Here is a 19373-nt window from a genome sequence, read left to right as displayed (position 1 = left end):
CCATGACGGACGAAGCGCAGCGGGTTCTTGTCACCGGTGTCGACACCATGCTGGGCGCCGCGGTGAACCGGTACTTCAGCGGGCGCGGCGCCGTCACCGCGGGTACGACCGCGAGCGTCGATCACGCCGACGGTGCGGCGGTGCGCTCCGCCGTCACGCGCGCCGCCGACGCGATGGGCCGGATCGACGCCCTGGTGGTCGCCCATGGTCTGCCCCACGTCGCCCCGGTCACCGGCCGGCCGATGGCCGAGTTCTGGCGACATGTCGACGTGACGCTGACCGGGAGCTTCCTGTACGCCCAGGCCGTCGCCGCATGCATGCGCGACGCGGGCACCGGCGGCCGGATCGTGCTGACCACCTCCCGCTGGCACATCGGCGGTCCCTCGCTGGCCGCGGTGGCGGCCGCCGCAGGCGGGATCGTCGCGCTGACCAAGACGCTGACGCGCGACTTCGGCCCGTTCGGCGTGGGGGTCAACGCGGTGGCGGTCGGCGGCGTCGACTCGGAGTGGTCGATCTGCGATGCGGCGGCCGGTGTCTCGGGCGAGGCGTCCCCGGTCGGACGGTCGGGAACCGTCGACCAGGCCGCAGGCGTCATCGGCCTGCTGTGCCGGCGCGACCTCGGCGCGGCGGTCGGCCAGATCGTGAACCTCGACGGTGGATTGTCCCGGAACCGGGTCTAGGAAAGGCATTCGATTGAACAACGACAACGGCCGCCCCATCGTCGGGGTGGCCGACCCCCAGGTGCAACCCCGCTACGCTGGGTGGACCACCTTCGCGCGGCTCCCGCGGCTGGAGGACGTCGAACAGGCCGATGTCGTGGTCGTGGGCGTCCCCTTCGACAGCGCGGTCACCTACCGGCCCGGGGCACGCTTCGGCCCCAACGCGATTCGGCAGGGTTCGCGGCTGATCCGCGGTTACAACCCCGAACTGGACATCAAACCGTTCGAGGTCTGCCAGTTCGCCGACGCCGGGGACATCGCCTGTAACCCGTTCGACATCGGTGAGGCGGTCGAGCAGATCGCCGGCCGGCTGACCGAACTGCTGGCCAACGGAACCCGCGCGGTGATCCTCGGCGGTGACCACTCGGTGGCGCTACCGTCGCTGCGCGCCGCGCACGCGGTCCACGGACCGATGGCGCTGGTGCACTTCGACGCCCACCTCGACACCTGGGATCAGTACTACGGGGCGGACATCACCCACGGCTCACCGTTCCGGCGGGCCTTCGAAGAGGGTCTTCTGCTCGACCGCAACATGCACGTCGGGGTGCGCGGATCCGTCTACGACAAGCAGGATCTCGTCGACGACGCGAACTTCGGGTTCTCGGTCATCACGTGCCGGGAGATGGACGCACTGGGCGCCGAGGGCATGATCGAGCGGATCCGGGACCGAGTGGGTGACGCACCTGTGTACATCTCGGTCGACATCGATGTCCTCGACCCCGCGCACGCCCCGGGCACCGGAACGCCCGAGGCCGGGGGCATGTCCAGCCGCGAACTGCTGGAGGTCGTGCGCGGTATGGACGGCGTGAACCTCGTCGGGGTCGACGTCGTCGAGGTCTCACCGGCCTACGACCACGCTGAGATCACCGCCATCGCCGCGGCGAACGTCACCTGGGAGTTCCTGTCGGTGTTCGGAAGGAAGGCACAACGATGACCGCCCCGACCCCTGCCGGTCCGGTCGACTGGCCGAGCGGCAAGCGCTGCGCCGTCGCGTTCACGTTCGACGTGGACGCCGAATCGCCTCTGCTGACAACGGACCTCGCGTTCGCCGACCGCATGGGCGCCATGTCACACCAGGCATACGGTCCGCTGGTGGGGGTGCCGCGCCTGCTGAACATCCTCGACGAATTCGGCGTTCCCGGAACATTCTTCGTCCCCGGTTACACCGCGCACCGCCATCCCGGTGCGATCCGGTCCATCGCCGGGGCGGGGCACGAGATCGCCCACCACGGCTACCTCCACGAATCGCTGGTGGGCGTCGACGAGGGCACCGAACGCGCCATCCTCGAGCGCGGTCTCGAGGCGCTCGACGAGGTCGCCGGCGTGCGGCCGTCCGGATACCGCGCGCCGATGTGGGAGATGAACTGGCACACCCCGAAGCTGTTGGCGGAGTTCGGCTTCCTCTACGACTCGACACTGATGGACTCCGACCACCCCTACGAGCTCGCGGTCGGCGCGGACACCTCGCTGGTCGAGCTGCCGGTGAGCTGGGCGCTCGACGACTGGCAGCAGTACTGCTTCGTGCCCGACTTCTCCGGCACCGGGCTGATCGAGACCCCTGCCAAGGCGATCGAACTGTGGCGCAGTGAACTCGCGGCGATGTGCGACGTGGGTGGTGTGTGGGTGCTGACCAACCATCCGTTCCTGTCCGGCCGTCCCGGCCGGGCCGCCGCACTGCGCGACTTCATCGCCGAGGTGTGCGCCATGGACGACGTCTGGGTCGCCGGCATGGCGGATATCGCCGCCCACGTCCGCGCCCAGCAGCTCGCCCCGCGCACCCTGACCCGTCCCGACCCCACCCCGGTCACAGCCCGGCCGTAAAGGAGAAACCCGTGAACCGCGATGCACTGACCCCCGAGAAACTGCGCGAGGCATACCAGCACGTCTGGTTCGTCGTCGCCCGTTCGCAGGACATCGGCACCCCGCAGTCCGCCACCCTGCTGGACCAGAACCTCGTGGTGTTCCGCGACTCGACCGGTGCGGCGCGCGTGACCGACCGGAGATGCATCCACCGCGGCGCCAACCTCGCCGACGGAAAAGTGGACGGCGACAACATCGCCTGCCCGTACCACGGCTGGCAGTTCGACGGCCGGTCCGGGCAGTGCGCCCGTATCCCGTCGCTACCCGCGGAGGGACGGATCCCGCCGAAGGCCGCGATCAAGGCCTACCCGGTCGTCGAGCGGTTCGGACACGTGTGGACGTGTCTGGGCGATCCGGTGTTCGACCTGCCCAACCCGCCGGAGATCGCCGACCTCGAACTGGAATGGCGTGCCGCCGAACCGATCCACGCAGACTGTGGATTCATGGCAGCGACCGAGAACTTCCGCGACATGGCGCACTTCCCGTTCGTGCACGGACCCTCGATGGGGGAAGTCGATCCGGTGGTCACCGATCTCGAGGTCAAGCGCGATGGCCGTGAAGTGTGGGCGACCTACTACTACGAGCAGGTCCCCTCCGCGCAGTTCTCCGCGGTCGGCGACGCATGGATGCACTACCACTCCTACGCACCCGGAATCGCCACCATTCTCTACGATTTCGGCCCCGAAACCGGCAAGCGCTATCTCGTCGATTTCCCCTCGCCGGTGAGCTACGACAAGTGCATCATCTTCTGGGGCGTGGCCACCGACCGCGACTTCCGCGGCGGCACGGTCGAGGAGATCCTGGCCGTCGAGACCGTGGTGTTCAACGAGGACACCCCGGTGCTGAACGGGTTGGAGCCCAAGGAGGTTCCGCTGGCCGGTCAGGCCTTCGAGGTCTCCGCCCCGGCCGACATCTACACACTGAACTACCGCCGGGCGACCCAGCACGCGGTGCAGACCATCCAGCAGGCCCGCGGACTGGTCGAGGCGCCGCCGGAGCCGGCCGGGGCGAACGGCCACGTGCACGCGTGAGATTGCGCGTCACCCAGCTGCGGTGGGAAGCCGCCGACGTCGTCAGCCTGGTGTTGCGCGGCGTCGACGGCGACCGGTTGCCGCCGTGGGAGCCGGGTGCCCACGTCGCGGTGACTCTGCCCTCAGGGCTGGTGCGACAGTATTCGCTGTGCGGCTCCGTCGACGATCCGTTCGCGTACACGATCGCGGTCCTGTTGGTCGGCGACGGACGCGGCGGCTCCCGGGAGATCCATGAGCGGCTGCGGGTCGGTGAGGTCCTCCAGGTGGGGGAGCCGCGGAACAACTTCGCACTGACCGAGGCCCCGCAGTATCTGTTCCTCGCCGGGGGAGTCGGCATCACGCCCATCCTGTCGATGGTGGAATCGTTGATGGCACAACCTGATCCGCCGCCGTGGCGGCTACTCTACGGCGGTCGCAGCCGCGCAGCGATGGCGTTCGTCGACCGGCTGGCCCCACTGGACGGCGTCGACGTCGTCCCCGAGGACGAGGCCGGCGTCCCCGACATCGCCGGTGCCCTGGCCGCCAGTCCGCCCGGGACCGCGGTGTACTGCTGCGGACCGCCCGCGATGCTCGCCGCCGCCGACGCGGCGTGCGCACGACACCCGGAGCTGACGCTGCACGTGGAGCGCTTCTCCGCGGCGGCCGGCGCACCGGTGACCACCGCGGGGGACGGCGCGTTCGAGGTCGAACTCGCGCGCACCGGGATCACCGTCACCGTGCCCGAGGACATGAGCGTTCTCGACGCCGTGCTCGCGGTCGATCCGGAGGTCGCGTTCTCGTGCGCCGCCGGCTTCTGCGGCACGTGTGAGACCAAGGTGCTCTCCGGCACCGTCGACCACCGCGACGATCTGCTCAGTGCCGACGAGCGGAACACGAACACGACCATGATGATCTGTGTGTCCCGGTCCCGCGGCGGGGGCAAGCTGACGCTCGACCTGTGAGAACACCATCAGCGGCCTAGACTCCGCAGCCATGACAGTCCAGGCGGCTGCGGCGACCTCACCGCACGACGGCAGCGTCAGCCTCGGCGAACTGCTGGCCGAGCCGACTCTGCACGTCGACACGCTGACCTCGGTCGACGATCTCGACCGACCGATTCGGTACGTGTATCCGACGGAGCTGGCCGACCCCTCGCCCTATCTGTCCGGCGAGGAACTGATCTTGAGCGTCGGTGTGCCGGTGGCCGATCAGAGCGCCGAAGAGATCTGCCGCTACGTCACCACGCTGACCGACCGCGGTGTGGCCGCGCTGCTGATCGGCCTCGGCGACGTGTTCGACGAGATCCCACCGGCATTGGTGCGGGCCTGCCACGACAGGGATCTGCCCCTGCTGATCCAGCGCGCCGCCGTCCCCTTCCGCCGGATCGTCGACTGGGCGGAATCCCGGCGCGCGACCGACCGCGAGGTCGACGCGCGCGAACGCGAACTGGGCGCGTTGCTGCGCTGGTTCGTCGCGGGCACGCTCGGCGTCGGACCGGTCGAGTCGGCGCTGGCCCGCCACGGTCTGTCCACCGCGCCGGTCGTCGTCTGCGCGTTCGCCGCCGACGTCCACGTCCAAGTGCACGAGCTGGTGGACCGTCACTCCGGGGTGGTGGCGCTGCTCGACGACCGCATCGTCGCGCTGTGCCCGCAGACCGCGGAGTTCACCTCCGCGCTGGCGTCTTCGACGCTGGTGTGCGGAGTGGCGATCGGCGCGGACGCGCAGTCGATGGCGTACGCGATCCCCGAGGCGCTCGAGGCGCTGCACGAGGCGGTGCGTTGGCGGCGCACCGTGCATATCGACGAGATCGCCACCCTCGACGGTCTGTTGGCCGCGGTGCCGAAGGTGCGTCTGGTGCCGTTCGTGCACCGACTGCTGGTACCGCTGGTCGATCACGACAAGGTCAGCAACTCCTATCTCGTGGCGTCGCTGGAGGCGTTCCTCGCGCCCGACAACGACATCTCGACGGCGGCCAACCAGCTGTACGTGCACGTCAACACCTTGCGAAACCGATTGGCCAAGATCGCCGAACTGACCGGCGCCAACCCGCTCGTCGAGACCGACCGCATCAACTTCCGCATCGCTCTGTGGGCGGCGCACAACATGGGTATGCGCGAAGGTGCCGCGCCCCAACCGCAGAAGGTGCCGCCGCACAACTCATTCCGGTCGGGTCGCCTGTAGGTGGCTACACCGCGGACGCGGGCTCGCTGTCGGGTTCTCCAACTGCCGCGCGAGCGGCTCGCGCGCTCGGTAGGGTAACGCTCACCGGTTTCGAGCAGAGTGAGGGAATGCCTTGGTTCTCTATGTCTTTCGCTGCGAAGCCGGGTGCGGCACCACGCAGCAGATGCATTCGATGCACAGCCGTCCAGATGTCGTCGACTGTCCTGACTGCGGCGGTTCCGCGCGCCGGATGATGGCGTCGCCACGCCTCGGTAATGCGGGCGGCGCGATGGCGTTGCAGGACGCCACCCGCGCCACCGCCGACCGTCCGTCCGTCGTCGCCGCACCACCTCCCGCGACGCGTCGGCGCAAGACCAGCGCCAACCCGCTGCACCAGACCCTCCCGCGACCGTAGAAGGAGATCTCATGCCCGACGTTGTCTTCCCGCTCGATTCCACGAAGAAGTTCACCGATCAGGAGAAGGTTGGGCACAACCGCTGGCATCCCGACATTCCGGCGGCGGTCACGGTCAAGAAGGGCGACTCGTTCCGGGTGCACTGTCGGGAGTGGTTCGACGGGGCCATCCACAACGACGACTCGGCAGACGACATCCTCAACGCGCCGCTGACCACGGTGCACACGTTGTCGGGACCGATCGCGGTCGAGGGGGCCAAGCCCGGCGACCTGCTGATCGTCGACATCCTCGACGTCGGTCCGATCCCGCAGGAGGATTCGGGGCCGCTCGCGGGACAGGGCTGGGGGTACACCGGGATCTTCGCCACCCGCAACGGCGGCGGATTCCTCACCGAGCAGTTCCCGGACGCGTACAAGGCGATCTGGGACTTCTCCGGTCAGAAGGCGACCTCGCGCCACGTACCGGGGGTCGAGTTCACCGGCATCGTCCATCCGGGTCTGATGGGCACCGCCCCGTCGGCCGGCCTGCTGTCCACCTGGAACACCCGCGAAGCCGCGCTGATCGCGACCGATCCGGACCGGGTGCCGCCGCTGGCGCTGCCGCCCGAACCGCAGGACGCGATCCTGGGCAGCCTCACCGGCGACGCGTTCACCAAGGCCGCCGCCGAAGCCGCGCGCACCGCACCGCCGCGGGAGAACGGGGGCAACCAGGACATCAAGAATCTGACCAAGGGCAGCCGAATCTTCTACCCGGTGTTCGTCGACGGTGCGAATCTGTCGGTGGGCGATCTGCACTTCTCGCAGGGCGACGGGGAGATCACCTTCTGCGGGGCCATCGAGATGGGCGGTTTCATCGATCTGCGGGTCGACGTCATCTCCGGCGGCATGGAGACCTACGGGGTCAGCGAGAACGCGATCTTCATGCCGGGCAACACCGATCCGCAGTACTCGGAGTGGCTGGCGTTCTCCGGCACGTCGGTGACACTCGACGGCGAACAGCGTTACCTCGACTCGCATCTGGCCTACCAGCGGGCATGCCTGCACGCGATCGACTATCTGACGAAGTTCGGCTACAGCCCCGAGCAGGCATACCTGCTGCTGGGCGCCGCACCGATCGAGGGCCGGCTCTCCGGTGTGGTCGACATCCCGAATGCCTGTGCGACCGTGTACATCCCGACGGCGATCTTCGACTTCCCGGTCGCCCCGTCGGCGGGTGGGCCGGTGCGGATCGACCCGGGGATCGGCGCACCTCACTCGTCCTTCTGACCGGTCAGCTCGTCAGGAACGCCCCGATCTCGGCGGCGGTCGCCTCGGGCTGGTCGAGCATCACCAGCACGTAGGCGTCGTCGACGTAGCGCAGCCGCGCGCCGGTGAGTTCGGCCAGCCTCTTCGCGTGCTCGTCGGGCATCACCGGGTTGTGACTCCACAGCACCAGCACGGAACCGTCGAAGTCGGCGAGCCGGTTGGTCGCCCGTGTCAGTTCGGCACCGTCGAACCGGCTGCGGCAGTACTTGACCAGGTCGCGGCGCAGCCGCGGATCGGTCAGTCCCGCCGCGAACCAGGACTCGACGATGTGTTGCGGCACATCGTGTCTGGCCATCTGGCCGAAGATCAGGTAGCGCCGCCGCAGCCAGCCGATCCGCAGCTGGCGCATGGCCATGGCGACGGTGAAGGTGTTGCGGCTGGCCAGCCACGCGACCCGGCCCGGCCAGCCGGGAGGAAAGTTGTCGAACGCTTCGGACGGGCAGATCACCATGCGGACGATGCGTTTGTCGCGGCCGAGGTCGGTCAGCAGCAGCGGGCCACCCCAGTCGGTCACCACCAGCGTGGTGTCGACGAGCTCGAGGGCGTCGAGGAAGTCGGCGACGATCCCGGCCATCCCGGTCAGTGACAGGTCGGCGTCGGAGCGCATGGGGATGCGGTGGCCGCCCAGTGGCAGCACCGGCAGCAGGTAACGGAACCCCTGGGGAAGCAGGGGGAGTGCGGGCTCCCACTGCGCGTCGTTCATCAGCAGCCCGTGCAGCAGGACGACGGGCGGTCCGGTGGGGTCGCCCGCCTCGCGGTATTCGACGGGTCCCGCGGTGACGTCCACGGTCGGCATGGTGACTCCCTTGATTAGAACGGTCATTCTAGAACGTATGCTCTAGTCTGGGGTCAGGAGGCGACGATGGCAAGGTCCACGCGGGAATCGATCCTCACCGCGACGGCGGAGCTGATGCGGCACCGCGGCTACGGCGCGGTCGGGATGAAGGACATCGCCGCGGCGTCCGGTGCGCCGATCGGTTCGCTCTATCACCACTTCCGCGGTGGCAAGGTGCAGATCGCGCGCGAGGCGCTGGTCAACGCCGGCGCGGCGTACGCGATGCTCATTCCCACCGTGGTCGACGGCTACACCGATCTCGGCGCGGCGCTCGAGGGCGTTTTCGAGCAGGCCGCCCAGGACATGGCCGCCACCGGCTTCGCCAACATGTGCCCGATCGCCTCGGTGGCCGCGGAGGTGGCCGACACTGTGGCCGAATTGCGCGAGGTCTCGGCCGGCATCTTCACCGGCTGGCTCGACGGCGGCACCGCCTACTTCACCGCGCGCGGGCTCCCGGCGCCGACGGCGCGTCAGGTCACCGTCGCGTTGGTGGCCGCGCTCGAGGGCGCGTTCGTGCTCGCCCGCACGATGCGTGACACCGAACCGCTGCTGGCGGCGGGCCGGGTGCTGGGCCCGCAGTTCCGCGGGGTGGCACTGACCGCGGCGGCGCCTGCGCCTGCGCCCTAGCTGTTCTGGAAGGCGCCTGCCGCTCGCGAATTCGCGCGCATGACGCGCCGATCGGCGAAGATGACGCCATGGCGCAAGTCCTGGATCCGAACGGCGCGGCGTGGTCGGTGCACCGCCAGTGGTGGCCGTTTCCCGGCGTGTTCGATCTGACCTTCGACCTGTTCAGTGTGGTGATCGCGCTACCGTTCGTCGTGCTGTGGCCGTTCTGGCTGGCGACGAAATGGCTTGGCGGACGATGGACGATCATCGTCGAGCGCGACGGCCACGAGGTGAAGCGGGAACGGGTCCGCGGATGGCGGCGCTCGCAGGGGCGCATCGCCGACGTGGTGATGGAGATCGCACAGGGCGCCCGGTCCGGCCGGTTCGTGATCTGAGTCGACATGCCGGAGTTCAAGGACACCGACGGGGTGCGGTGGCGGGTGCACCGCCGATGGATGCCGCTGCTGGACTACCTGGACATGCTCAACTGGGGGACCAACTGGTTCGGTGTGGTGATGTTCGTCGTCGCGCTGCCGTTCCTGCTGGTGTGGCCGTTCTGGGCGCTGGGCAAGGTGTTCGGGGTGCCGTGGAAGGTGGTGGTGACGCGCGACGGCGAGGACGTGGCGACCGAGAAGATCGCGGGGTGGCGCGCATCCGGACGGCGCATCGCGGAGATCGCCGACGGCATCAAGGTGTCGGGTGCGGTGCCCGCGCCGGGGTCGCCGCCGCAGGATCTCCGCCCGTACGCCTGAGCGGTGTGTCGCGGATATCCGCGCACTGATCGCCCGCTATTGTGTCGAACAAGTGTTCTCACGGAGGAGTTGCCGCGTGCGGGTGATGGGAGTCGATCCCGGCTTGACGCGCTGCGGGCTTTCGGTCATCGAAAGCGGACGCGGCCGACAGGTCATCGCGCTCGACGTCGACGTGGTGCGCACCCCGTCGGACGAACAGCTGCACCGCCGGCTGCTGACCATCAGCGACACCGTCGAACACTGGATGGACACCCACCACCCGGACGTGGTCGCCATCGAGCGGGTGTTCTCCAACCAGAACGCCTCCACGGCGATGGGCACCGCCCAGGCGGGCGGGGTGATCGCGCTCGCGGCGGCCAAACGCGACATCGACGTGCACTTCCACACGCCCAGCGAGGTGAAGGCCGCCGTCACCGGAAACGGCCGCGCCGACAAGGCGCAGGTGACCGAGATGGTGACCAGAATTCTTGCGCTGCAGGCCAAACCGACTCCCGCCGACGCCGCCGACGCGCTGGCGCTCGCGATCTGCCACTGCTGGCGCGCGCCGATGATCGCCCGCATGGCCGCCGCGGAGGCGATGGCCGCCGAACAGCGCCGCAAGTACCAGGCCAAGCTCAAGGCGGCCCGGTGATCGCCTCGGTGCGCGGTGAGGTGATCGACATCGCCCTCGACCACGCCGTGATCGAAGCGGCCGGTGTCGGATACAAGGTGATGGCGACGCCCTCGACGCTGGCCACCCTGCGCCGCGGGGACGAGTCCCGGCTCGTCACCGCGATGATCGTGCGCGAGGACTCGATGACGCTGTACGGATTCGCCGACGCCGACGCCCGCGACCTGTTCGGCACGCTGCTCGGGGTGTCCGGGGTTGGGCCGAAGATCGCGCTGGCGACGCTCGCGGTCTACGACGCGCCCACCCTGCGTCAGGCGCTCGCCGACGGTGACGTCACCGCGCTGACCAGAGTGCCCGGCATCGGCAAGCGCGGCGCCGAGCGCATGGTGCTCGAACTGCGTGACAAGATCGGCCCGGTGACCGCGGGCGCGGGCGCGACCGCCGTCAGTGGCCACGCCGTCCGCGGTCCCGTCGTGGAAGCCCTTGTCGGACTGGGCTTTCCGGCGAAACAGGCTGAGGAGGCGTGTGACAAGGTGCTGGCCGCGGATCCGGACGCCACGACGTCAAGCGCGTTGCGGGCGGCGCTGTCGATGCTGGGGAAGAAGTAGCCGGTGATGAGCCGCTTGGGCGAAGAGCAGACCTGACATGGGCCGTTTCGACGAGTCCGCCGAGGACGCCGCCGAACCCGACGACCGCGACGTCTCACCCGCGCTGACCGTCGGCGAGGGGGACATCGACGCCAGCCTGCGCCCCCGGTCGCTGGGCGAGTTCATCGGCCAGCCGCGGGTGCGCGAGCAGTTGCAACTCGTGCTCGAGGGCGCCAAGAACCGCGGCGGTACGCCCGACCACATCCTGCTGTCCGGGCCGCCCGGGCTGGGGAAGACGTCGCTGGCGATGATCATCGCCGCCGAGCTGTCGTCCTCGCTGCGGGTGACGTCGGGTCCGGCGCTCGAACGCGCCGGGGACCTGGCGGCGATGCTGTCGAATCTCGTCGAGGGCGACGTGCTGTTCATCGACGAGATCCATCGCATCGCGCGGCCGGCCGAGGAGATGCTGTATCTGGCGATGGAGGACTTCCGGGTCGACGTCGTCGTCGGCAAAGGCCCTGGAGCGACGTCGATTCCGCTGGAGGTGGCGCCGTTCACGCTGGTGGGTGCCACCACGCGCTCGGGTGCGCTGACGGGTCCGCTGCGCGACCGGTTCGGTTTCACCGCCCACATGGACTTCTACGAACCGGCCGAACTCGAACGGGTGCTGGCCCGTTCGGCGGGCATCCTCGGGATCCACCTGGGCACCGAGGCCGGCGCGGAGATCGCCCGCCGGTCGCGCGGCACGCCGCGGATCGCCAACCGGCTGCTGCGCCGGGTGCGCGACTACGCCGAGGTGCGCGCCGACGGCGTCATCACCCGCGACATCGCCAAAGCGGCATTGGCGGTCTACGACGTGGACGAACTGGGTCTGGACCGGCTCGACCGCGCGGTGCTCTCGGCGTTGACCCGCAGCTTCGGCGGCGGACCGGTCGGCGTCTCGACGCTCGCGGTCGCGGTGGGGGAGGAAGCCACCACCGTGGAGGAGGTGTGTGAACCGTTCCTGGTACGGGCCGGGATGATCGCCCGCACACCGCGCGGCCGGGTCGCCACCGCACAGGCCTGGACACACCTCGGCCTGACCCCGCCCAGCGGCGTTGCCGGGCTGGGTCAGGCCGGGCTGTTCGAGTGAGCCGGCCCCCCGTCAGAGCAGGCCGAGCAGCTGCAGATCGGTGGCGTACTTGACGATCACCGCCGGCGTCACGTGTGGGATGTCCTTGTCCGGGCCGATCTTCGCCTCCTGTACCGCGGCGCGGAAGACGTCGGTCGGCGCCATCGCCCCGTTGAGCGGATACGCGGGGTGCTGATAGTTGTGCAGCAGCGGGAGCAGCGAGTACTGCCGGGTCCGCTCGGGCAGAGCCCGCAGGGCGGTCTCGAACCGTTGCAGCCAGGCCGCGTAGTCGTCGATGCGGTCGATGCGGTAGCCCGCGGCGACGAGCCAGTCGACGAATTCGTCGAGGCCGATGCCGTCGTCGTAGGGGTTCATCACGTGGTAGGTCGCAAAGCCCGCTCCGGACTCGTTGACCGCCTGCGCGCCCAGCGCCGAGATCGCCTCGGCGACGAACTCCACGGGTAATCCGTCGTAGTGGGCCCGCGGCCGGTTGCCGCCGGCGTCGAGTTCGTAGAACGACTTCGGCGCGATGCCGGTGGCCGCCAGGCTCAGGATCATGCGGGTGAACATGTCCGGCAGGTTGAGCTGGCCGGCATAGGTGGTGTCGGCGAGGATCATGTCGCAGCGGAACACCGCCACGGGGAGTCCGCACAGGTCGTGCGCCTCGCGCAGCAGCACCTCACCCGCCCACTTGCTGTTGCCGTAGCCGTTGGCGTAGCTGTCGTCGACCACGCGCGTCGGGCTGATCACCCGGATGTCGTCCTCCTCGGTGAAGCGGCCCGGTTCGATGCCGGCGCCGACACCGATGGTCGACACGTAGGTGAACGGTTTGACGCGGGTGGTGAGCGCGAGTCGGATCAGCTCGGCGGTGCCCACGGCGTTGGGGCCGAACAGCTGGCTGTAGGGCAGCACGTGGTTGACCAGGGCGGCCGGGTCGACGATGAGGTCGACGGTGTCGGCGAGTCGCTGCCACACCTGTTGCGGCAGACCGAGATCGGCCTCTCCCTTGTCGCCGGCGAGCACTTCGAGGTGCTCGGCGGCCAGCTGCCGGTAGTGCGCCAGCAGCTTCGGGTCCCCGCTGTCGAAGGTGTCGTCGAGGCGTGTGCGGGCGGCCGCGTCGTCCTTGGCGCGCACCAGGCAGATCACCTTGCCGTCGACCAGTGCCATCCGCTCCAGCCACTCCAGCGCGAGATAGCGGCCGAGGAATCCCGTGGCGCCGGTCAGCAGCACGGTGCGCACCTCGGTGGCCGGAGGCTGCAGTTGCGTTGCCGCGGAAAGTGTCTCGGCGTCGATGAACTTGTCGAGCGTCAGATCGCGCGCGTGCACCTCAGTGGCGTCCCTGCCGTGCACCGACGCGTACGTCGGCCGCTTACCGGTCGACGCCCGTTCGGTTTCCACGTACGCCGCGATCGACGCCAGGTCCGACGCCGGGCTCACGATCACCCCGACCGGCACGTCCACACCGAAGATCTCGTGAAGCAGGTTGCCGAATGTCAACGCCGACAGCGAGTCTCCGCCGAGGTCGGTGAAGTGCGAGTCCGGCCGAACGTCGGCGGCGGTGGCGCCCAGCAGCGCCGCGGCGGCGCGGGCGACCGTCTCGGCGACCGGTCGCGTGGCGCCGGTCTGCCGCAGGTTGCGCAGTTCGTCGGCCTGGCCCTCGGCGAGTTCGACGTAGAGCCGTTCGAGCCGTTCGCCGTACCGTTCCTTGAGCTTCGGGCGGGCCAGCTTGCGGATGCCCGTCAGCAGCCCGTTTTCCAGCGTGAACGGCTCGGTCTCGACGATGAAATCGCGGGGCAGTTCGTAGGACTGCAGTCCCGCGGTCTTCGCGGCGTTCTGCAGCGAGGCGCTGATCGCGGTCTTGAGCGATGCGGCGTCGTGCTCGGCGATCGCCTCTTCGGTGGGCACCACGACGGCCAGTAGGTACGAGCGGGCGCTGTTGCCGTACACGTAGATCTGGCGCACCAGCGGGCTGCCGGCGAACACGGCTTCGAGCTTGGAGACGGTGACGAATTCACCCTGGGCGAGTTTGAGCACATTGTTGCGGCGGTCGAGGTACTCGACCTGGTCGGGGCCGATCTCGGCGACGATGTCGCCGGTGCGGTAGAAGCCGTCCTCGTCGAACACCTCGGCGGTCACGTCGGGACGTTTGTAGTAACCGGGGAACAGCGCGGTGGAACGGACCAGCAGCTCCCCGCGCGGGTACGGCCGGTCGGTGCTGAAGTAGCCCAGATCGGGCACGTCGACGAGTTTGTAGTCGAGCACCGGCGGACGCTGGATGTGGCCGTCGACGAACACCGAACCGGCCTCGGTCGAGCCGTAACCCTCGATCAGATGCATGTCGAGAAGGTTCTCCACCCACGTCTTCATCTCCGGCGAGATCGGCGCCGAGCCGGTGATGGCGGAGACGAACCGCCCGCCGAGCAGCTGTTCACGCTGTTCGGCGAGCACGGCGGCCTCGACGTCGTCACGACGGGCCGCGTGGTCCCCGGCCTCGGCCAGGCGCCGGTCGACCTCGCTGGCGAACTCCTGGAACAGCATGTCCCAGATGCGGGGGACGAAACCGAGCTGGGTGGGCCGCACCAGGCGCAGGTCGTCGAGCAGGGTGGACAGGTCGCTGCGGGCGGCGAAGTAGACGGTGCCGCCGGCGCCGAGCGATCCGCACAGCAGGCCGCGACCCATGACGTGGCTCATCGGCATGAAGCTGAGGCTGATCGACGGCAGCGCGGCATGATTGTTGTCCCAGGCGGCCCTGGCGGAGATCCGCCACATGTCGGCGACCTTGCTCTCGGGATACATCGCACCCTTCGGCGCGCCGGTGCTGCCGGAGGTGTAGATCAGCAGCCGCAGTGGATCGGCCTCCGCGAAGACGTGCGGTGCGGCGGCGGGCAGAGCCGCACCACGTCGCAGCGAGTCGTCGAGTGTCTCGACCGCGGCGACGCCGGCCAGCCGGGCGGTGGCCGACTGCAGGGCCTCGCGGTGATCGTCGACCTGCTCGCGGTAGTCGAACACCACCACGCGGGCCGGCCGGTGACCGGTGAGCGCGAGTTCGACGGCGTCGCCGACGTAGTCGACGCTGGTCGCGATCAGCGTGGGCTCGGTCTCGGCCACGATCGGGCGCAGTGAGTCGACGGCGGCGCTGGTCTGCAACGGCACCGCCACCGCGCCGAGCCCGATCAGGGCGAGGTCGATGGTCGTGTAGTCGACACTGGTGAAGCCCAGGACGGCGACGCGGTCGCCCGGCTGTACCGGATCGCCGCGCCAGGCGTTCGTGAGCGCCTGCGCGCGCTGGTGCAGTTCCCCGTAGGTGAGCGTGTCGAAGCGGGGGAGCAGTCGGGTCGTGGTGCGCCCGGTCTGGGGATCGGTGACGAACTCGACGGCGCGCTGACCAAGCGCCGGCCGGTCGGCGTATCCGGTCATGAGGGCTGAGATGACGTCGGTCAAGTGCGCGCCATCCCGGTCGACGGCGCGGCTGACCTCCGGGTCGGGCGCAGCGGCCGCGAACTGTGGATCGGTGGCGTACAGCTGCGCGATGCGCTGCTGGAGGCGCGCTTCACGGGTTTGGGTGGACATGACGAATCCTCACGACTGTCGATCAGGAATATCGGCGGCGCCACGCTGCGCTCACCTAAAACTACGTTAGTAAAACTAACATTATTCCTGGCTGGCACCACACTGTCAGTTTCCTGTGAAGCGTGCCCGGCTCCGGGTTACACAGGCCCGCTGTCGGGTACCCGATGCCCACGACAGAGGAGGCAACATGATCGGATCCGAGCGTCCGGACCGTCCGCGCGGCGGCCGTATGCGGATACCCCGCAGCCGCGGTGCGGCCAGTGGGTTCCTGCTCATTCTGCTCGGCCTGTGGGGTGCGCTCATTCCGTTCCTCGGGCCGTACTTCGACTTCGCGTTCACCCCGGACCAACCCTGGACGTGGACGAACGCCAGAGGCTGGCTGGAGGTGCTGCCCGGCGCGGTGGCCGTCATCGGTGGTCTGCTGATGTTGACCTCTCGTAACCGCGCCACCGCCATGCTCGGCGGCTGGCTGGCCGTCGCCGCGGGCGCCTGGTTCGTCGTCGGCCGGGCGCTGGCCGGTCCGCTCGGGCTCGGCAACGCCGGTGCGCCGGTCGCGGGCACCGACACCAAGCGGGTGTGGCTGGAGCTCACCTACTTCTACGGGCTCGGTGCCCTGATGGTGTTCCTCGGCGCGCTCGCGCTGGGCCGGTTGTCGGTCCGCAGCGTCCGCGACGTCGAGTACGCGCAGCGGCCGCTGACCACTCAGGAGCAGGTGCAGGAGCCGGTCGCCGCCCCGGTGACGCACACCGGCGAGCAGCCGGTCGGCGCCCCGATGACCAACGCACCGACCGAGGTCATCACCCCGCAGCAGCCGGTCAAGCGCCGTCGGGGTCTGCGCGGCCTGTTCCACCGCGACGGTCCGAACCGCACACTGGCCCACCGCTGACGCGGTCCGCGAGAAGTCCCGGTCGTCGGGAGACCCGAGGGGTGACGACCGGGATTTCTGCGGTGCCGGGCCTCGCTAGCCGGTGTAGGCCATCACGTGCTTGATGCGGGTGTAGTCCTCGAGCCCGTACATCGACAGGTCCTTGCCGTGGCCGGAGGACTTGAATCCGCCGTGCGGCATCTCGGCGACCAGCGGGATGTGGGTGTTGATCCACACGCAGCCGAAGTCCAGCGCGGCCGACACCCGTAGCGCACGCGAGACGTCCCTCGTCCACACCGACGACGCCAGCCCGTACTCGACGCCGTTGGCCCAGGAGATCGCCTCCTGCTCGTCGGAGAAGCTCTGCACCGTGATCACCGGCCCGAAGATCTCCTGCTGGATCATGCGGTCGTCCTGCAGCAGGCCGCCCACCACTGTCGGTTCGACGTAAAAACCCTTGTCGCCCTGGCGATTTCCGCCGGCGGCGACCGTGGCGTGTGACGGTACGTCCTCGAAGAAGCCCAGCACCCGGTCGAGCTGGTTGACGTTGTTCACCGGCGGCACCCAGGCGTCCTCGTCGTCGGCCGGTCTGCCGAACGTGGTCGTCGCGGCCTTGGCCTGCTCGGCCAGCGCATCGGTGAGGTCCGAGGCGATCCGCGCCGGGGCGAGCACGCGGGTGGCCGCCGTGCAGTCCTGGCCGGCGTTGAAGTAACCGGCCGTGGCGATCCCCTCGGCGGCCGCGGCGATGTCGGCGTCGTCGAACACGATCACCGGCGCCTTGCCGCCGAGTTCGAGGTGGGTGCGCTTGAGGTGGCCGCCCGCGCTGACCGCGACCGCCCGGCCCGCCGCCACCGACCCGGTGATCGCGACCATCTCGGGCGTCGGATGGGCGACCAGGTTGGCGCCGGTGACCCGGTCGCCGGTCACCACGTTGAGCACACCGGGCGGCAGGTGCTTGGCCGCCAGTTCGGCCAGCATCACCGTGGTGACCGGGGTGGTGTCACTGGGTTTGATCACGACGGTGTTGCCCGCGGCGATGGCGGGACAGATCTTCCAGATCGCCATCATCATCGGGTAGTTCCACGGCGCCACCTGGCCGATGACGCCGACCGGTTCGCGGCGGATCCACGAGGTGTGGTTCTCCATGTACTCCCCGGCGGACTTGCCCTCCAGCACGCGCGCCGCCCCGGCGAAGAACCGGATCTGGTCGACCATGGGCGGGATCTCCTCGGCCATGGTCACGTGGTTGGGCTTGCCGGTGTTGCGGCCCTCGGCCGCGACCAGGTCGTCGGCGGCCTTCTCCACCTCGTCGGCGAAGTCGAGCAGTGCCTTCTGCCGCTGCGCGGGCGTCGTCCGCTTCCAGTCCTTGAACGCCTTCGACGCGGCGGCATAGGCGTTGTCGATGTCCGCTTCGTTGGACACCGGCGCGGTGCCGTACTGCTCACCGGTACTGGGATCGACCAGCGGCATGGTCGCCCCGCCCACCGAATCGACCAGCTCACCGTCGATGAAGTTCTTGACCGTTGTCATGCAGTGCTCCTTGTCTTTACAGGTCCGCCAGCAGCAGTGCCAGCACGTCGAGGCCTTCGACGAGTAACTCGTCGCTGATGGCGAGTGGGGGCAGGAAGCGCAGCACGTTGCCGTACGTACCGCACGTCAGCACGATCACGCCGGCGGCATGGGCGCCGGCCGCCAGCGCCTTGGCCAGCGCGGCATCGGGTTCGGTGGTGCCGGGTTCGACCAGTTCCACCGCGATCATCGCGCCGCGCCCGCGGACGTCACCGATGCGGTCGTCCTCGGCCTGCAGGCGGCCGAGCCGGTCCTTCATCAGCCGTTCGATCGCCGCTGCGCGGTCGACCATGTTCTCGGACTCGATGGTCTCGATGGTCGCCAGCGCCGCCGCGCAGGCGACCGGATTGCCGCCGTAGGTGCCGCCCAGGCCGGACACGTGCGGGGAGTCCATGATCTCGACGCGCCCGGTGACCGCCGACAACGGCATGCCGTCGGCGATGCCCTTGGCGGTCACGATGAGATCGGGCTCGATCCCTTCGTGCTCGCAGGCGAACATGCGCCCGGTACGGGCGAACCCGGTCTGGACCTCGTCGGCGATGAACACGACGTCGTTGGCGCGGCACCACTCGAGCAGCGTCGGCAGGAACCCCTCGGCGGGCACGATGAATCCGCCCTCGCCCTGGATCGGCTCGATGATCACCGCGGCCAGGTTGTCGGCGCCGACCTGCTTGTCGATGACGTCGATGGCCCGGCGGGCCGCCAGCGCGCCGTCGGTCGCCAGCTCCTTGCCGAATTCGGCGTCCCGGAACGGGTAAGAGAGCGGGGCCCGGTAGATCTCCGGCGCGAATGGCCCGAACCCGTGCTTGTAGGGCATCACCTTGGCGGTCAGAGCCATCGTCAGGTTGGTGCGGCCGTGGTAGGCGTGGTCGAACGACACCACGGCGGATTTGTGGGTGTACGACCGGGCGATCTTGATCGCGTTCTCGACCGCCTCCGAGCCGGAGTTGAACAGTGCCGAGCGCTTCTCGCCGTCACCCGGGGTCAGCCGGTTGAGGGCTTCGGCGACGGCCACGTAGCCCTCGTACGGCGTCACCATGAAGCAGGTGTGGGTGAACTGCGCGGTCTGCGCGCCGACCGCCTCGACCACCCGGGGTGCGGCGTTGCCGATTGTGGTGACCGCGATGCCCGAGCCCAGATCGATCAGCCGGTTGCCGTCGACGTCCTCGACGATCCCGCCTTGGGCGCGCGCGGCGTACACCGGCATCGTGGTGCCCACGCCGCGCGAGACCGCGGCCGCCTTGCGGTCGATGAGCTGCTGCGACCGCGGACCGGGGATCGCGGTGGCGAGGTGGCGGCTCTGCTCGAGGGGGGTCACGTCTACTCCTGTGTCACATGGGGCGGTGCGGGCTGCTGGCAGACATGAGCCTAGTCTGGAGAGCATCGGTATGCGGCCGGAT

19 protein-coding genes are annotated in these 19373 nt (G+C 69.3%); 15 read left to right on the top strand and 4 right to left on the bottom strand.

The annotated features are described in order from the left end of the window. Positions 1-2 precede the first annotated feature (2 nt). The 8 genes from G6N30_RS09925 (at position 3) to fmdA (ending at position 7429) form a co-directional block, all read left to right on the top strand. The gene (locus G6N30_RS09925) at positions 3-680 is read left to right on the top strand and encodes an SDR family NAD(P)-dependent oxidoreductase (protein WP_134052334.1); all 678 of its coding nucleotides are present in this window, start codon (positions 3-5) and stop codon (positions 678-680) included. A 13-nt stretch (positions 681-693) separates the two neighbouring features. Further along, positions 694-1653, top strand: a complete 960-nt coding sequence (gene speB, locus G6N30_RS09920) for an agmatinase (protein ID WP_134052332.1) — start codon at positions 694-696, stop codon at positions 1651-1653. Further along, entirely contained in the window at positions 1650-2540 is an 891-nt protein-coding gene (locus G6N30_RS09915; protein ID WP_134052329.1) for a polysaccharide deacetylase family protein, read from the top strand. Before speB ends, G6N30_RS09915 begins: the two co-directional genes overlap by 4 nt. An 11-nt stretch (positions 2541-2551) precedes the next feature. Then, positions 2552-3610 carry a Rieske 2Fe-2S domain-containing protein gene (locus tag G6N30_RS09910; RefSeq protein WP_134052327.1) on the top strand — a complete coding sequence of 353 codons (1059 nt, stop codon included), beginning with the start codon at positions 2552-2554 and terminating at the stop codon, positions 3608-3610. Then, positions 3607-4551, top strand: a complete 945-nt coding sequence (locus G6N30_RS09905; protein ID WP_134052325.1) for a PDR/VanB family oxidoreductase — start codon at positions 3607-3609, stop codon at positions 4549-4551. The genes G6N30_RS09910 and G6N30_RS09905 overlap by 4 nt, the downstream gene beginning before the upstream one ends. Positions 4552-4582: 31 nt before the next feature. Then, complete coding sequence (locus G6N30_RS09900; RefSeq protein WP_134052323.1) at positions 4583-5770, top strand: PucR family transcriptional regulator; 1188 nt, start codon at positions 4583-4585, stop codon at positions 5768-5770. Positions 5771-5942: 172 nt separating this feature from the next. Beyond that, a complete protein-coding gene (locus G6N30_RS09895) occupies positions 5943-6164 on the top strand; it encodes an FmdB family zinc ribbon protein (RefSeq protein ID WP_234880088.1) in 222 nt (73 codons plus the stop codon). Positions 6165-6175: 11 nt separating this feature from the next. Continuing rightward, positions 6176-7429: a formamidase gene (fmdA, locus tag G6N30_RS09890; RefSeq protein ID WP_134052319.1), complete on the top strand. Its 1254-nt coding sequence runs from the start codon at positions 6176-6178 to the stop codon at positions 7427-7429. Between the two features lie 4 nt (positions 7430-7433). Here fmdA and G6N30_RS09885 read toward each other — a convergent pair whose 3' ends face one another. Then, the gene (locus tag G6N30_RS09885) at positions 7434-8264 is read right to left on the bottom strand and encodes an alpha/beta fold hydrolase (RefSeq protein ID WP_134052317.1); all 831 of its coding nucleotides are present in this window, start codon (positions 8262-8264) and stop codon (positions 7434-7436) included. Positions 8265-8330: 66 nt separating this feature from the next. On the opposite strand from G6N30_RS09885, the gene G6N30_RS09880 reads away from it, so the two are divergent. The 6 genes from G6N30_RS09880 (at position 8331) to ruvB (ending at position 11990) form a co-directional block, all read left to right on the top strand. After that, on the top strand, positions 8331-8930 hold the full coding sequence (locus tag G6N30_RS09880; RefSeq protein WP_134052315.1) for a TetR/AcrR family transcriptional regulator: 600 nt from the start codon (positions 8331-8333) through the stop codon (positions 8928-8930). A 68-nt stretch (positions 8931-8998) separates the two neighbouring features. After that, a complete protein-coding gene (locus G6N30_RS27220; protein WP_234880087.1) occupies positions 8999-9304 on the top strand; it encodes a hypothetical protein in 306 nt (101 codons plus the stop codon). 6 nt (positions 9305-9310) lie between these two features. After that, on the top strand, positions 9311-9661 hold the full coding sequence (locus G6N30_RS27215; protein WP_234880086.1) for a hypothetical protein: 351 nt from the start codon (positions 9311-9313) through the stop codon (positions 9659-9661). A 76-nt stretch (positions 9662-9737) separates the two neighbouring features. Then, positions 9738-10292, top strand: coding sequence for a crossover junction endodeoxyribonuclease RuvC (gene ruvC / locus G6N30_RS09870; protein WP_134052313.1), 555 nt, complete (start codon positions 9738-9740; stop codon positions 10290-10292). After that, entirely contained in the window at positions 10289-10879 is a 591-nt protein-coding gene (ruvA, locus tag G6N30_RS09865) for a Holliday junction branch migration protein RuvA (protein WP_134052311.1), read from the top strand. The genes ruvC and ruvA overlap by 4 nt, the downstream gene beginning before the upstream one ends. Before the next feature lie 37 nt (positions 10880-10916). Beyond that, entirely contained in the window at positions 10917-11990 is a 1074-nt protein-coding gene (ruvB, locus tag G6N30_RS09860) for a Holliday junction branch migration DNA helicase RuvB (protein WP_134052309.1), read from the top strand. Between the two features lie 12 nt (positions 11991-12002). Here ruvB and car read toward each other — a convergent pair whose 3' ends face one another. After that, the gene (gene car / locus G6N30_RS09855; RefSeq protein WP_134052307.1) at positions 12003-15539 is read right to left on the bottom strand and encodes a carboxylic acid reductase; all 3537 of its coding nucleotides are present in this window, start codon (positions 15537-15539) and stop codon (positions 12003-12005) included. Positions 15540-15726: 187 nt separating this feature from the next. Here car and G6N30_RS09850 point away from each other — a divergent pair, with 187 nt between their 5' ends. Next, a complete protein-coding gene (locus tag G6N30_RS09850; RefSeq protein ID WP_134052305.1) occupies positions 15727-16425 on the top strand; it encodes a hypothetical protein in 699 nt (232 codons plus the stop codon). 75 nt (positions 16426-16500) lie between these two features. On the opposite strand, the gene G6N30_RS09845 is transcribed toward G6N30_RS09850, so the two are convergent. Both G6N30_RS09845 and gabT read right to left on the bottom strand, forming a co-directional pair. Continuing rightward, positions 16501-17934 (bottom strand): gamma-aminobutyraldehyde dehydrogenase, encoded by a 1434-nt coding sequence (locus G6N30_RS09845; protein ID WP_134052303.1) that lies wholly within the window; start codon positions 17932-17934, stop codon positions 16501-16503. Positions 17935-17950: 16 nt separating this feature from the next. Further along, positions 17951-19291, bottom strand: a complete 1341-nt coding sequence (gabT, locus tag G6N30_RS09840) for a 4-aminobutyrate--2-oxoglutarate transaminase (RefSeq protein ID WP_134052301.1) — start codon at positions 19289-19291, stop codon at positions 17951-17953. Between the last annotated feature and the right edge of the window lie 82 nt (positions 19292-19373).

This window comes from Mycolicibacterium litorale (assembly GCF_010731695.1).
GTDB classification, from domain to species: Bacteria; Actinomycetota; Actinomycetes; order Mycobacteriales; family Mycobacteriaceae; genus Mycobacterium; species Mycobacterium litorale.
Note: the sequence above shows the minus strand (reverse complement) of the source record. Positions and strands in the feature narration are given on the sequence as shown.

Coding starts and splice junctions, on each gene's coding strand:
- G6N30_RS09915 (WP_134052329.1), top strand. CDS start 1,650: ATGACCGCCCCGACCCCTGCCGGTCCGGTCGACTGGCCGAGCGGCAAG.
- G6N30_RS09885 (WP_134052317.1), bottom strand. CDS start 8,264: ATGCCGACCGTGGACGTCACCGCGGGACCCGTCGAATACCGCGAGGCG.
- G6N30_RS09925 (WP_134052334.1), top strand. CDS start 3: ATGACGGACGAAGCGCAGCGGGTTCTTGTCACCGGTGTCGACACCATG.
- G6N30_RS27215 (WP_234880086.1), top strand. CDS start 9,311: ATGCCGGAGTTCAAGGACACCGACGGGGTGCGGTGGCGGGTGCACCGC.
- G6N30_RS27220 (WP_234880087.1), top strand. CDS start 8,999: ATGGCGCAAGTCCTGGATCCGAACGGCGCGGCGTGGTCGGTGCACCGC.
- G6N30_RS09850 (WP_134052305.1), top strand. CDS start 15,727: ATGATCGGATCCGAGCGTCCGGACCGTCCGCGCGGCGGCCGTATGCGG.
- fmdA (WP_134052319.1), top strand. CDS start 6,176: ATGCCCGACGTTGTCTTCCCGCTCGATTCCACGAAGAAGTTCACCGAT.
- ruvB (WP_134052309.1), top strand. CDS start 10,917: ATGGGCCGTTTCGACGAGTCCGCCGAGGACGCCGCCGAACCCGACGAC.
- G6N30_RS09845 (WP_134052303.1), bottom strand. CDS start 17,934: ATGACAACGGTCAAGAACTTCATCGACGGTGAGCTGGTCGATTCGGTG.
- G6N30_RS09900 (WP_134052323.1), top strand. CDS start 4,583: ATGACAGTCCAGGCGGCTGCGGCGACCTCACCGCACGACGGCAGCGTC.
- G6N30_RS09880 (WP_134052315.1), top strand. CDS start 8,331: ATGGCAAGGTCCACGCGGGAATCGATCCTCACCGCGACGGCGGAGCTG.
- G6N30_RS09895 (WP_234880088.1), top strand. CDS start 5,943: ATGCACAGCCGTCCAGATGTCGTCGACTGTCCTGACTGCGGCGGTTCC.
- car (WP_134052307.1), bottom strand. CDS start 15,539: ATGTCCACCCAAACCCGTGAAGCGCGCCTCCAGCAGCGCATCGCGCAG.